The organism is Paenibacillus sp. FSL H7-0756, from assembly GCF_038006765.1.
GTDB lineage: Bacteria > Bacillota > Bacilli > Paenibacillales > Paenibacillaceae > Paenibacillus_AQ.
Genome location: NZ_JBBOVT010000003.1, coordinates 1501520 through 1513655 on the forward strand (window position 1 = coordinate 1501520; position 12136 = coordinate 1513655).

11 protein-coding genes are annotated in these 12136 nt (G+C 51.8%); 7 read left to right on the top strand and 4 right to left on the bottom strand.

What is annotated here, in order from left to right; genetic code table 11:
- Nucleotides 1–98 precede the first annotated feature (98 nt).
- On the bottom strand, nucleotides 99–344 hold the full coding sequence (locus NST04_RS32350) for a DUF7667 family protein (RefSeq protein ID WP_341187878.1): 246 nt from the start codon (nucleotides 342–344) through the stop codon (nucleotides 99–101).
- 268 nt (nucleotides 345–612) lie between these two features.
- Here NST04_RS32350 and licT point away from each other — a divergent pair, with 268 nt between their 5' ends.
- Both licT and NST04_RS32360 read left to right on the top strand, forming a co-directional pair.
- Nucleotides 613–1458 (top strand): BglG family transcription antiterminator LicT, encoded by an 846-nt coding sequence (licT, locus tag NST04_RS32355; protein ID WP_341187879.1) that lies wholly within the window; start codon nucleotides 613–615, stop codon nucleotides 1456–1458.
- A gap of 246 nt (nucleotides 1459–1704) precedes the next feature.
- On the top strand, nucleotides 1705–3567 hold the full coding sequence (locus NST04_RS32360) for a beta-glucoside-specific PTS transporter subunit IIABC (RefSeq protein ID WP_341187880.1): 1863 nt from the start codon (nucleotides 1705–1707) through the stop codon (nucleotides 3565–3567).
- A 113-nt stretch (nucleotides 3568–3680) separates the two neighbouring features.
- Here NST04_RS32360 and NST04_RS32365 read toward each other — a convergent pair whose 3' ends face one another.
- The gene (locus tag NST04_RS32365) at nucleotides 3681–4721 is read right to left on the bottom strand and encodes an HD-GYP domain-containing protein (protein WP_341187881.1); all 1041 of its coding nucleotides are present in this window, start codon (nucleotides 4719–4721) and stop codon (nucleotides 3681–3683) included.
- Nucleotides 4722–4829: 108 nt separating this feature from the next.
- Nucleotides 4830–5078, bottom strand: a complete 249-nt coding sequence (moaD, locus tag NST04_RS32370; protein ID WP_340755251.1) for a molybdopterin converting factor subunit 1 — start codon at nucleotides 5076–5078, stop codon at nucleotides 4830–4832.
- A gap of 153 nt (nucleotides 5079–5231) precedes the next feature.
- On the opposite strand from moaD, the gene NST04_RS32375 reads away from it, so the two are divergent.
- The 5 genes from NST04_RS32375 to NST04_RS32395 all read left to right on the top strand — a co-directional run bounded on the left by NST04_RS32375 (nucleotide 5232) and on the right by NST04_RS32395 (nucleotide 11422).
- Complete coding sequence (locus tag NST04_RS32375; RefSeq protein WP_341187882.1) at nucleotides 5232–6671, top strand: bifunctional metallophosphatase/5'-nucleotidase; 1440 nt, start codon at nucleotides 5232–5234, stop codon at nucleotides 6669–6671.
- Between the two features lie 75 nt (nucleotides 6672–6746).
- On the top strand, nucleotides 6747–7568 hold the full coding sequence (locus NST04_RS32380) for an undecaprenyl-diphosphate phosphatase (protein WP_036692810.1): 822 nt from the start codon (nucleotides 6747–6749) through the stop codon (nucleotides 7566–7568).
- A gap of 58 nt (nucleotides 7569–7626) precedes the next feature.
- Nucleotides 7627–8733, top strand: a complete 1107-nt coding sequence (locus tag NST04_RS32385; protein WP_341187883.1) for an HD-GYP domain-containing protein — start codon at nucleotides 7627–7629, stop codon at nucleotides 8731–8733.
- Between the two features lie 169 nt (nucleotides 8734–8902).
- Nucleotides 8903–10045: a radical SAM/CxCxxxxC motif protein YfkAB gene (gene yfkAB, locus NST04_RS32390; RefSeq protein WP_341187884.1), complete on the top strand. Its 1143-nt coding sequence runs from the start codon at nucleotides 8903–8905 to the stop codon at nucleotides 10043–10045.
- A gap of 18 nt (nucleotides 10046–10063) precedes the next feature.
- On the top strand, nucleotides 10064–11422 hold the full coding sequence (locus NST04_RS32395; RefSeq protein ID WP_445667967.1) for a hemolysin family protein: 1359 nt from the start codon (nucleotides 10064–10066) through the stop codon (nucleotides 11420–11422).
- A 25-nt stretch (nucleotides 11423–11447) separates the two neighbouring features.
- Here the strand turns inward: NST04_RS32395 and NST04_RS32400 are convergent, their stop codons facing one another.
- Nucleotides 11448–11867 (bottom strand): GNAT family N-acetyltransferase, encoded by a 420-nt coding sequence (locus NST04_RS32400; protein WP_341187885.1) that lies wholly within the window; start codon nucleotides 11865–11867, stop codon nucleotides 11448–11450.
- Nucleotides 11868–12136 lie beyond the last annotated feature (269 nt).

A 12136-nucleotide genomic window follows, 5' to 3' on the forward strand; every position in this document is an offset into this window, starting at 1 on the left:
ACCTGTAGAAGCAGATACAGCAGCCTGGCCCCGATGTGGGGATGGGCTGCTGTTTTTATGTGCTGGAAAGTATAGGTGGCGCGCTGAGTTCCTTTCCATCAAGACCTTTTCCCCGGCTTCCCGCTTACCCGGACCTCCAGCAGCTGCGCGCTGATCTCTTGTTGCCACCCGGTATCATGAGTATCCGCTGCCAGCAGGGCTTCGATATGGAGACGGGCCATTTCCCAGCAGTAAACGGTGTTGACATGCAGGCAGTGCTGAAGCTCGTCTTGCTCTGCCGGAGCCAGCGGACGCTTCAGACTCAGGGTATATAACTCGGCAAGGCGCTGATGAACCGCAAGCATCATATCTCCTCCTTGGATTACTGTCTGCTATTAGCGTGGCCCTCGAGAGCCGGTTTCAAACCGGAATGAAGCCTAATATGAATATTCAGATCTTTAGAATAAATAAAGTTCTTGAAATCGCTTTTATTTATGCTACAATAGCAGTAATACAGGATTGTGACCGGTAACGCGGGCAATGCCTAAGCTGATGCGAGTATCATTTTACGAATGATATTGGGATCAACTTAGGCTTTTTTTGTACAAACTACACATCAGGAGGTGAATAGAGATGATTATCGAGAAGGTGCTGAACAATAATGTGCTCCTGACCAAGAACCAGAAGGGCAAGGAGGTTATTGTGATGGGCAGAGGAATTTCCTTCAATAAGGTGGCGGGGGATTATGTTGATCCTGCTAAGGTGGATAAGATTTTTCTGCTGAACGAGAATGAATTCACCGCCCGGCTAACTGAACTGCTGAATGATATTCCCGTAGCTCACCTGGAGCTGGCCAGCAGCATCGTCACCTACGCGAGTGGAGTGCTGCACACGGAGCTGAACGATAATCTCTATCTTACGCTGACGGATCATATCCATTTCGCGCTGGAGCGTTTTGAGAAGGGGATTCAGCTGAAGAATGCGATGCTGTTTGAGATCAAGCGCTTTTACCGGAAGGAATTCGGGATCGGGCTGGATGCCCTGAAGATGATTGAACAGACCACCGGCCTCTCGCTGGGTGAGGATGAAGCCGGATTCATTGCCCTTCACCTGGTCAATGCCAGGATGGATGGCACGGAGGTAAGATCGACGATCAAGATGACAGAGATCGTTCAGAATATTCTGAACATCGTTACCTATCATTATAAGGTGGTGCTGGACGAGACCTCACTTAACTACTCGCGGTTCCTGACCCATCTGCAGTATTTTTCCATGCGGGTGCTGAAGAAGGAGACCAATAATAGCGGGGAAGAGTTCCTGTACAACCAGGTGAGAGTTACCTATGTCAAGGCTTTCGAATGCGTAGGCAAGATCAATGAATATCTGGAGAAATCGCATGGTCAGAGCCTCAGCAAGGACGAATATGTCTATTTGACGATTCACATTCAGCGTGTAACTGAACGCAATAACCTGGAGTAACACGTAACATGTAACACATAACATACGTAAGACTACAATATTTCATATATTTTCATATCATCTGTCAGGGTGTAACTGGTTATGCAGGCAAAACCTGAGCTGATGGCAAAAAAGCGTGTACTAACGTCTTTTTTTGCCTTGAGTTCAGGTTTTTCTTGTTTGCAGAGGGGAACAAATAGAATACGCTGGCACCATTCGCCTCTGCAGCGATGCTTATATTACAGATCTCAAAAGGAGCAAACCCAAATGAGCAATAAAGACTTATCCAAACAAATTATCACACTCGTTGGCGGAGAAGGAAATGTGAATTCTGTCTTCCATTGTGCCACACGCTTAAGATTCAAGCTGAAGGATAACAGCAAAGCCAATAAAGCAGCGCTGGAAAAAACGCCGGGAGTCATTACAGTCGTCGAGAACAGCGGACAATTCCAGGTGGTTATCGGCAACAATGTCAGCCAGGTATTCGAGCAGATTATGAAGGAAACCTCGCTTCAGGATGCGGAGAAAAGCGGCGGCGACGAGAGCTCGGAGAGTACCGGCGTTCTAGGCAAAGCGGTAGACATTATCTCAAGCATTTTCTCGCCGATCCTTGGAGCACTGGCCGGAGCAGGGATTCTCAAGGGCTTGCTGGCTCTGATTCTGTCCCTGGAGTGGATCAGCGCTGCCAGCGGCACTTACATGATCCTCAATGCGGCTGCCGACAGTGTATTCTATTTCCTGCCTGTCTTCCTTGCGGTTACAGCAGCGCGTAAATTCAAGGCGAATCAGTTCGTGTCGATTGCCATAGCCGGAGCCCTGATCTATCCCGCAGTCATTGCGGCCGTAGGCTCGCCTGACCCGCTGCACTTCCTGGGGATCAAGATCGTACTGATCAACTATTCCTCCAGCGTGATCCCGATTATTCTGGCGGTATGGGTGCAATCCTATGTGGAAAAATGGTTCCGTTCGTTCATTCATGAGTCGGTGCGCAATATTCTTGTTCCCATGTTCGCACTTCTCATTGTGATTCCGCTGACGTTCCTGGCCTTCGGACCGGTAGGCTCCCTGATCAGTGACGGATTGGCTTCCGGCTACACTTGGCTGTACAACCTCAGTCCGCTGGTGGCCGGAGCGATTGCCGGGGCGTTCTGGCAGGTATTCGTAATCTTCGGGGTACACTGGGGCTTCGTGCCGATCATGCTCAGCAATATTGCTACCTTGGGACAGGATACCATGCTGCCTATTCTCAGTGCGGCCGTCCTGTCACAGGCCGGAGCTGTATTCGGCGTATTCCTGAAATCGAAGAACCCGCAGCTTAAGGCGCTCGCTGGTTCCTCCACCCTGTCGGCAGTCTTCGGAATTACAGAACCGACGATTTACGGTGTTACCCTGAAGCTCAAAAAACCGTTCATCTACGCCTGCATCTCCGGTGCTATTGGCGGTGCGATTATCGCCACAGGCGGCGCAAGAGCATTGTCCTTCTCGCTGCCGGGTCTGCTGGCCCTGCCGACATATTTCGGCACCGGATTTGTCTGGGTAGTCATTGGTATCCTGGTAGCTTTTGTACTGGCCGCTGTACTGGTATTAGTGCTTGGCTACAAGGAGCCTGAGACAGATGCTGCGGCATCCGTTAACTCAGGAGGAACTTCGGTTACGACTACACCGACGCTGATTGATAAAGAACTGGTTGTAAGCCCGCTGGCGGGAATGCTGCATCCGCTGGGCACTCTGCCTGACGAAGCTTTTGCTTCCGGCGCCATGGGTAAAGGCATTGTAATTGAGCCTTCTTCGGGCATCTTAACCAGCCCTGTGAACGGCACAGTAACTACTGTATTCCCGACAGGACATGCTATCGGCATCACTTCGGACGGCGGTGCGGAGCTGCTGATTCATGTCGGTGTCAACACCGTGAAGCTTAAGGGTCAGCATTTTACTAAAAAAGTGAAGGAAGGCGACAAGGTGGTCAAGGGTCAGCTATTGCTTGAATTTGACCTCGAAGCTATCCGTGCGGCCGGATTTGTAACGGCGACACCGGTGATTGTCACCAACTCGGCACAATACCTTGATGTGCTTAAGAGCACAGGAACAGAAGTACCTAGCGGCGAACTGCTGCTCACACTCATCCGGTAAAAGTATTGGGGCTATGACTGCTGTCATATTACTCACGAATAAGGGCTGTCCCGGCTTGGCCAATTAATGGCTCACTCGGGACAGCCCTTTCGTGTGAAAATGCTCAGGTAAGGCTACTCCATATAAATCTCAACGACGGCAATTGTGCGTTCGCGTGACAGGTCAAGGAACCTGCCTTCGCTCTGTACAAGCGGACGGAAGACATCCAGCGGGTTGTTCATCACGATCACACCCATATCTCCGGTGCTCAGCAGAACGCGCTTGCCGATGAAGTTAGGCATCAGGTGATTGATGAAAGCCTGGACCGGTTTGCCGTTCAGTTTGCCGAAGCTGAGGGAGTTGATCTCACGCAGAACGGAAATCAGCTCCTGCTTGGACTGATAGACCCGGTGAGTGGTCATAGCGCTGTAAATATCCGCAACGGCTGCGATTTGGGCGTAGGGATGAATATCTGTCTTGGTCAGCTGCTTGGGATAACCGGAGCCGTCCTCGCGTTCATGATGCTGCAGGGCAACCAGAGCTGTGAAAGGATCGTTCATGGAATTCTGTATGATTTCGTATCCGTAAACCGTATGTAATTTGATCTCTTCGTATTCTTCAGGTGTTAATTTGCCGGGTTTGTTCAGGATGGCGGGGGAGATGCGGCATTTGCCGATATCGATCAGGTATCCCGCACGTCCGATCTCATAGCATTCCGTCTTGGAATATCCAAGCCACGAGGCAAGATAATAAGAGAGCATGCCTACCTGCAGGGAATGGTTGTAAGTATAATTATCCTCCCTGTCCAGCAGCAGCAGCAGTGTCACTACATCCTTATGTTTGTCCAGCGTGGACAAGGTCGGCTGAAGAATATCATCCACTACGGATTGATTGAAGCTGCCTTTGCTGAGCGCTTCCATATATAGAGACTCAAAACCGTCAATCGTGGTATCGAAGCTGCTGGCTGCGGCCTGAATGATTGAGGTCCGGCTGGAAGGGGCGGGCTCTTCCTGTACCGCTTCAATATCTACATAATCAACGCCGTGCTGTATCAGCTTGGCGATTTCCTCCATTTGCAGCCGTGACCCCTTAGGGAGTACATGCAGCCCGCGGGAGCTGAAGGTATCCATCCGCAGATGATCACCCGGTTTAAGATCCATCACGTGTACTCTCAATGAATAGGCCACCTTACTATAGCAATTTTTTACAGCATAGCAACAAAGTCCGCAATATTCAATGGTGTATGTGAAGCTGTGCAGATTCGCGGAAGGAGAACGGTGCGGTTAGCCGCCGGACACAGGCGGAATGAAGGCCACCTCTGAGCCTTCGGTAATATCCGTATCATCAGGCGCATATTCCTGATCAACGGCTACCAGAGATACACTGATCTGCGGCGCGGCATCGGGATAGGAGGCGGAGAGGAGTTCCTTCAGCCGGCCTGCTGTTACAGGGGACTCATGGGCGTGGAAGACCAGAGTGGAGGAGCCGATAATTTCGGCCAGACCGGCGAACAGCCGGATCGAGATATGCATGCGTTCTTCACCCTTTCTGGACTTAAGCTTAGGACAGCTTATAATGATTACAATATACCATATTGAGTCTGAAAATGTTATGCTAACTCTAGAACAGAACAAGCCTGCCGCTTACTTTATAAACGGCTGTACAAGTGGGAGGGAAGCCAGCTTATGAAGCCTGGGCCGCAAAGATTAACCATTATTCATACCAATGATATACATAGCCACTTTGAAATGATGAGTCCGCTCGCGGCAGTGATATCCTCGATGAAGGCAGCGGCGGGCGAGGAGCCGGTGCTGCTGCTTGATATCGGTGATCATATGGACCGCGCTGCTGTAGAGACGGAAGGCACGATGGGACAGGCCAACATCGATATTATGAATTTGACCGGATACGATGCAGTCACCATCGGTAATAACGAAGGCCTCACCTTCTCCAAGGAGATGCTATCAGCCATATTCACAGGCTTACAGTGTCCTGTAGTATGCTGCAATTTCCTGGAGTCCGCTACCGGCGAGCCGCCGCACTGGATGCAGCGCCGCGCGGTTCTGGAGAAAGACGGGATCAAGATTGGACTAACTGGTGCAACGGCGGCGTTCACCTCCTTCTATTCCTTGCTTGGCTGGGATGTGCTGGACCCGGAAGAGGCGCTGCGCGAGCAGGTTCAGCTGCTTGCCCCGCAGGTGGATATCGTGATCATTCTGTCACATCTGGGGCTGCCCGCAGACCAGAGGCTGGCAGAGAAGCTGGAAGGCGTGCATGCCATTCTGGGCGGGCACACCCACCATATGCTGGAGCAGCCGCAGATGATTAACGGGACAGCCGTATGCGGCGCCGGCAAATTCGGCCGGTACGCCGGGCGGGTGGTTTTCGAGCGGGAGCAGCCAGGCGGAGCATTTCACCTGGCCGAAGGAGGCTGCACGGCAGTCGATCCTGCCTTGACGGAGGAGCTTATCGCTCCGGCGTCAGCGATCCATCTGCAGCGCGGCCGTGAGGCTCTGGAGGAGACGGTTGCCATCAGCGACCGCATGCTGCCGCTGGATCTGCAAGGGGAGTCCCCCTTTGGCAACCTGCTGGCACAGGCGGTCCGCCAGTTCACAGGCAGCCCCATCTCACTTGTTAATACAGGCCAGCTGCTCGGCCCGCTGCCGGAAGGCAACATCACCGCAGGCATGCTGCATGCCTTATGTCCTTCTCCAATTAACCCATGCACAGTACAGCTGACAGGCAAGGATATCCGCATTGCACTGGAACAGAGTCTGATGGCAGAGTTCCGCAATAAGGTCATCTATGGATACGGCTTCCGGGGAGAAATGCTGGGCACCCTGGCTGTGGACGGATTAAAAATCTTGTACGATCCAAGGGTCATGCCTTATGATAACGGTATTGCGATTTTTGCCGGCGGGGAGCAGCTGGAGGATACCAAGGTATATAGTGTTGGCACGCTGGATATGTTTACGTTCCGAACAGGCTATGAGAGTATAGCCAATGGCCGGGAGGCGGTCTATTTGCTGCCTCATTTCCTGCGCGATCTGCTGCGGATGGAGCTGCAGCGGCCGGGGAGTCTGGATGAGTGTGAAGCGGTTCGCTGGGAGAGGCAATCCACCTGATGATCCACACCATGTAGTATCAAATTGATAGTTAACGCATTACCAGGTTTCATTGACTAGATCAGGAGGAGTAATATGGATACAATTACAGCCATTATTCTGGCAATTGTGGAAGGAATCACGGAGTTCATTCCGGTTTCTTCGACGGGACACATGATTCTAACGACTAAGCTTCTGGGATTTAACGAGCAGGATTCGATTATGAAGACTTATGAGATTGTGATTCAGCTGGGGGCCATACTGGCCATTGCGCTGGTCTACCGCCAGCGGATTGTGAATCTGCTTGGCTTCGGCCGCAGAGACAGAGGGGGCGTAATGCCGGCAGCCCGTCTGAACCTGATTCATGTGCTGCTTGGCATTGTGCCTGCGCTCGCTGTAGCTTTTTTTGCAAGGGACTTTATTAAAAGCCTCTTCGGGGCATCCACCGTCCTCTGGGCGCTGGTAGCAGGCGGTATTCTGATGATCATTGCCGAATGGGTCAACAAACGCAAGATCCGCGTGACGGCGCATGATCTGGATGATCTGTCTTACGGGCAGGCACTCTCAATCGGACTTTTCCAGATTATTTCCGTCCTTTGGCCCGGGTTCTCCCGCTCTGGCTCAACAATTTCCGGGGGGATGCTGAGCGGGGTGAGCTACAAGGCTTCGGCCGACTTCTCCTTCCTCATCGCGATTCCGATTATGTGCGCGGCCTCGGGATATGAGCTACTGGATTCGTACAAGAATTTCACGAGTGAGACCATCGGGTATTTTGTCATCGGCTTCATTATTTCCTTCATCGTGGCCTATGTGGTGGTAGTTCTGTTCATGAGAATGATCCAGAAGATCAGACCGACGCATTTTGCTATCTACCGCTTTATCCTCGCAGCCGCCTTCTGGCTGTTTATTATGCGTTGATTCTCAGCTTGGCATCACAGATAAGCAATTTTACCGTTAAAGGCAGGAGTGAGCCAAGTTGCGTCTAGTATCCGTCAATCGGCTTCAGCCGGGAATGAAGCTGGGTAAAAAAATATATAATGATGAAGGGCTGGTTCTGCTAGCGGACGGAGTGGAGCTTACCGATTCCCTGATTAAGCGGCTCGCCAGAATCGATATCGGCTATATCTATATTGAGGATTCGCTCACGGAGGATATTGTGATCCCCGGAATGCTGCAGGATGAGACGCGCAATCAGGCGCTCAAGGTGATTCGTAACCAGTTCCAGCAGATGTCCGGTGCCTCGGGGATTACCAAAGGCTTTTATCATCTGGATAAGAAGTTCTCCAAGGTGATGGATTCCATCCTCGACGATATGTCCCTGCAGGAGGACCCGATGATCATGCTGCTTGACATGCACACGGCTGACAATTATCTGTACGTCCATTCCCTGAACGTATGCCTGTATACGCTGGTGCTTGGCATTGCCCATGGCTACAGCAAAGAAGAGCTGCGGGTCATCGGGCTTGGTGCGCTGCTGCATGATATCGGCAAGACACAGATTCCTGTAAAAATTGTACAAAAGCCCGGTATGCTCAGCGAAGAGGAGTTCCGTCATATGCAGGCGCATACCGAGATCGGATACCGTATTCTCAAGGAAGAGCCGAATATTCCTCTGCTGGCAGCTCACTGTGCCTTGCAGCATCATGAACGGATTGACGGTTCCGGCTATCCGCGCGGTCTGACGGGTCCGCAGATCCATGAATATGCGAAATGGCTGGGGGTAGCCGATTCCTATGATGCGATGACCTCCAACCGGATATACAAAAAAGCCATGCTGCCCCATCAGGCGGTAGAAGCGCTGTACGTCGGCTCAGGAACCTTGTATGAGCAGAAGCAGCTGGAGTTATTCAGAGACCGCGTGGCCATCTATCCGCTGGGGCTTACGGTGAAGCTCAGCTCCGGCGAGAGCGGTGTGGTAGTCAAGATTGATCCCAGCACGCCGCACCGGCCTGTGGTCCGGGTACTGAACGGACCCGAAGGCGAAACGGTTACCCCCTATGAACGTGATCTCAGCAAAGCCCTCTCTGTAGTCATCGTGGATGTGACGGACGGGGGAGAACCTGTAGTGAAAAGTACCGGATAGGTGTTCTGCGCAGCGAGGAGAGAATAGGGTATCTGCAGGAATTGCGGAGCTGTATTCTCTGCCTTGCTGTTTTTTTGAGTAGTCGTGGTATGATATAGCTTAAGTTATCGTTCTTTTTCTTTTGTTTTGGGTTAATAATAAGGAATAAGCATTAAAGGAGCATTAAGAAATGAGTATATTAGAGCCATCATCATCTATAATTCCTGTAAAAGAGCTGTCGCCGGAATATGATCCGTGGGACCCGATTACTTCACTCCGCGAATACGGGCAGCATGTACTGACCAGTGTAGAGATGACGGTCACGAATCTGTGCAACATGCGCTGCGAGCATTGCGCTGTCGGCGATAGCCTTACGATGAAAGAGGGAGAGCTGCTGCCTTTGACCCAGATGCTGAAGCGTCTGGAGGAGGTAGAGCACCTGCAGACCATCAGCATTACCGGCGGGGAGCCGATGTTCCGTGCCGGAACGGTGGAGAATACTATCGTACCGCTGCTGAAATATGCACGGGAGCGGGGTATCCGTTCACAGATCAACTCGAATCTGACCATGCCGTATTCCCGTTATGAGCAGCTGCTCCCTTATCTGGACGTTATGCATATCTCGTTCAACTATGTGAACGGCGATGACTTCCACGAGGTGGGCTTCGCGAACAGCGGTCACCTGGTCTCGAAGGAGGCCGCCTACCGGCTGTACGACACGATGCTGGAGAATTCCCGCCGGCTGAGCAGCGATGGAATGCTGATCTCTGCCGAGTCGATGATCAACTACCGTACACACACCAAGCTGCCCGAGATTCACCGGCTGATTGGGGACATGGGGGCAAGACGTCATGAGGTACACCCGATGTACGCATCCAGCTTCGCTTCGAAGCTGCCTGTGCTGTCGCTCCGGGAGATGAATACTGCGATTCATTCCCTCCTGGATCATCGTGACCCGGAGATGTGGATGCTGTTCGGCACGCTGCCGTTCTTCGCCTGCAGCTTCCTGGAGGAAGACCAGCAGCTGCTGAGCAGACTGCGCAGCGAGAAAAATGTAACGCTGCGTAATGATCCGGACGGAAGAAACCGGGTCAATGTGAACCTGTTCACTGGCGACGTCTTTGTAACGGACTTCGCTGATATATCCGCTTTTGGCAATATCAGCAGCGCGAAGCTGGATGACATTTTCACCGAGTGGCAGACTAAGCATCCCTTGAATCAGCAAGTGAACTGTTACTGTGATGCAGCAGGCTGCTGCGGGCCTAACCTGCTCGTAGCCGATATGTATTATCCCGGGGTCGATTTCAAAACCAGAAAAGCGATCACCTTGTAGAAATGGGGCGTTATTATAGTGCATACGGAATTTGAAATAGGAAGATTAGTGCTTAATCTTTTGCTCGTTCTGGTGCTCGTATTATTAAATGGTATCTTCGTTGCGGCGGAATTCTCGCTGGTCAAGGTCAGACAGTCCCGTCTGACCCAACTGGTCAGCGAAGGCAATAAAATGGCCGGCTATGCGCTGAAGGTCAACAAGCGGCTGGATTCGTATCTGTCGGCCACCCAGTTCGGGATTACACTCGCTTCTCTTGGACTCGGCTGGGTCGGGGAACCGGCGATCTCTGAGCTGCTGGTGGAGCCTCTGATGTATCAGATCGGTGTTACTGACCAGACGTTAATCTCTACGGTATCTGTGGTTATCGGCTTCTCCATTATTACGTTCTTACATATTGTGCTGGGGGAACTGGCACCGAAATCTTTGGCTATTCAAAAAACGGAAGGCTCAGCATTGCTGTTGTCCGCTCCGCTGATGTTCTTCTATAATCTGTTCCTGCCCTTCATCTGGGTCCTGAATGCGTCAGCGAACGCACTGCTGAGACTGTTCGGCGTGGAGCCGGCCAGTGAAGCCGAGGCTGCTCATTCAGAGGAGGAAATCCGCATTCTGATGAATCAGAGCGCGAAGAGCGGGGTGATCGACCAGGATGAGATGAAGCTGATGGATAACATCTTCGAATTCTCGGACCTGCTGGCCCGTGAGGTGATGCTGCCGCGTACCGATATGGATGTACTATACAGCAATCTTCCGCTGGAGGAGAACATGCGGATCATTACAGAAACGAAGCATTCGCGTTATCCGGTAGCCTTTGAGGATAAGGACCGGATTATCGGTTTCATCCATATCACGGATCTGTTGTTCGCCCCGCCGGAGCAGCAGAATGATCTGGCTTCCCTGGTCCGGCCGATTCTGAACGTGCCGGAATCGATGGAGATCAGCCATGCGCTCCGGCTGATGCAGAAGAACAAGGCCCAGCTGACGCTGGTCGTTGACGAGTACGGCGGAACGGCGGGGCTGCTGACCGCTGAGGAGATCCTGGAGGAGATCGTCGGCGATCTGCATGACGAGTTCGAGGATGAACGACCCAGCGTGGAACGCAACGGGGATTACATCTCCGTGGAGGGCCGGATGCTGATTGAAGACGTCAACGATCTTACGGGCGTCGTGATCGAGGATGACGAGGTGGATTCCATCGGCGGCTGGCTGTTCAAGGAGCTGGAGGGCAATCCGGCCAAGGGCAAGCAGGTGGTCGTTGGCGATGTCACCTTCGAGGTGGAGGAATCTACCCGGCTGCGGATCACCCGGATCAACATCCACCGCGAGCCCGCGCCAGAGCCTGAAGAAGATGCGGAAGGCGCGGAAGAAGATAAAGAGTAAGCGGAGTATATTCCGCGCTCTTTTGTTATAGCATCTTTGTGAAGTATTTTGGAGACTCTGAGAAACCTTGCCGATTATAGAACCGATGTGCGTCAACTCTCCGGGAATGGCAATGTACCTGGATTCTGTCGCAGTTTCTTTTTTTAGCTGCCTGGCTTGCGTATTCTTCAACTTCACGTCCAATGCCTGTACTTCTTGTTGTTGAATCAACAACAAGATAACTAATGCAAGCAATGTCCCCTGGAAGAGCTAGCTGGGGAATATAGTGCAACGAAATGCAAGCTACAACTCGTCCCTCATCTTCATATACCATTAGCTCTTCGTCAGGATGAGCGATTAACTTTTCTATATTGCCTTTAATAAAAGAGCCGGTATTAGGATATCCCAGTTGGTCAAGTAAAGAGGATATTTCCTTCCAATCATCGGCGGTTGCTTGTCTAATCATTGCGTACACTCCTCCATGCAAGAGATATTGAAACAACATCAACAATATCCCCTGAGAAAGAGTGTGTCCAGAACCACAATCAGGTCAATTCTATCGTCGGCTGGTACTTGATAAGGAGCAGGCGCGGCTCTAGGTGAAGATCCCGGGGGCTGGTGGATGAGCGGGAGGAGTTCTTGGTTGATCATAATGAGTCAAGTTAATACCCAGTGGGAAGCTCCGCTTGCAGCCGAAGGGGATACAGAGGACGCGGAGGAAGATAAAGAGTATGC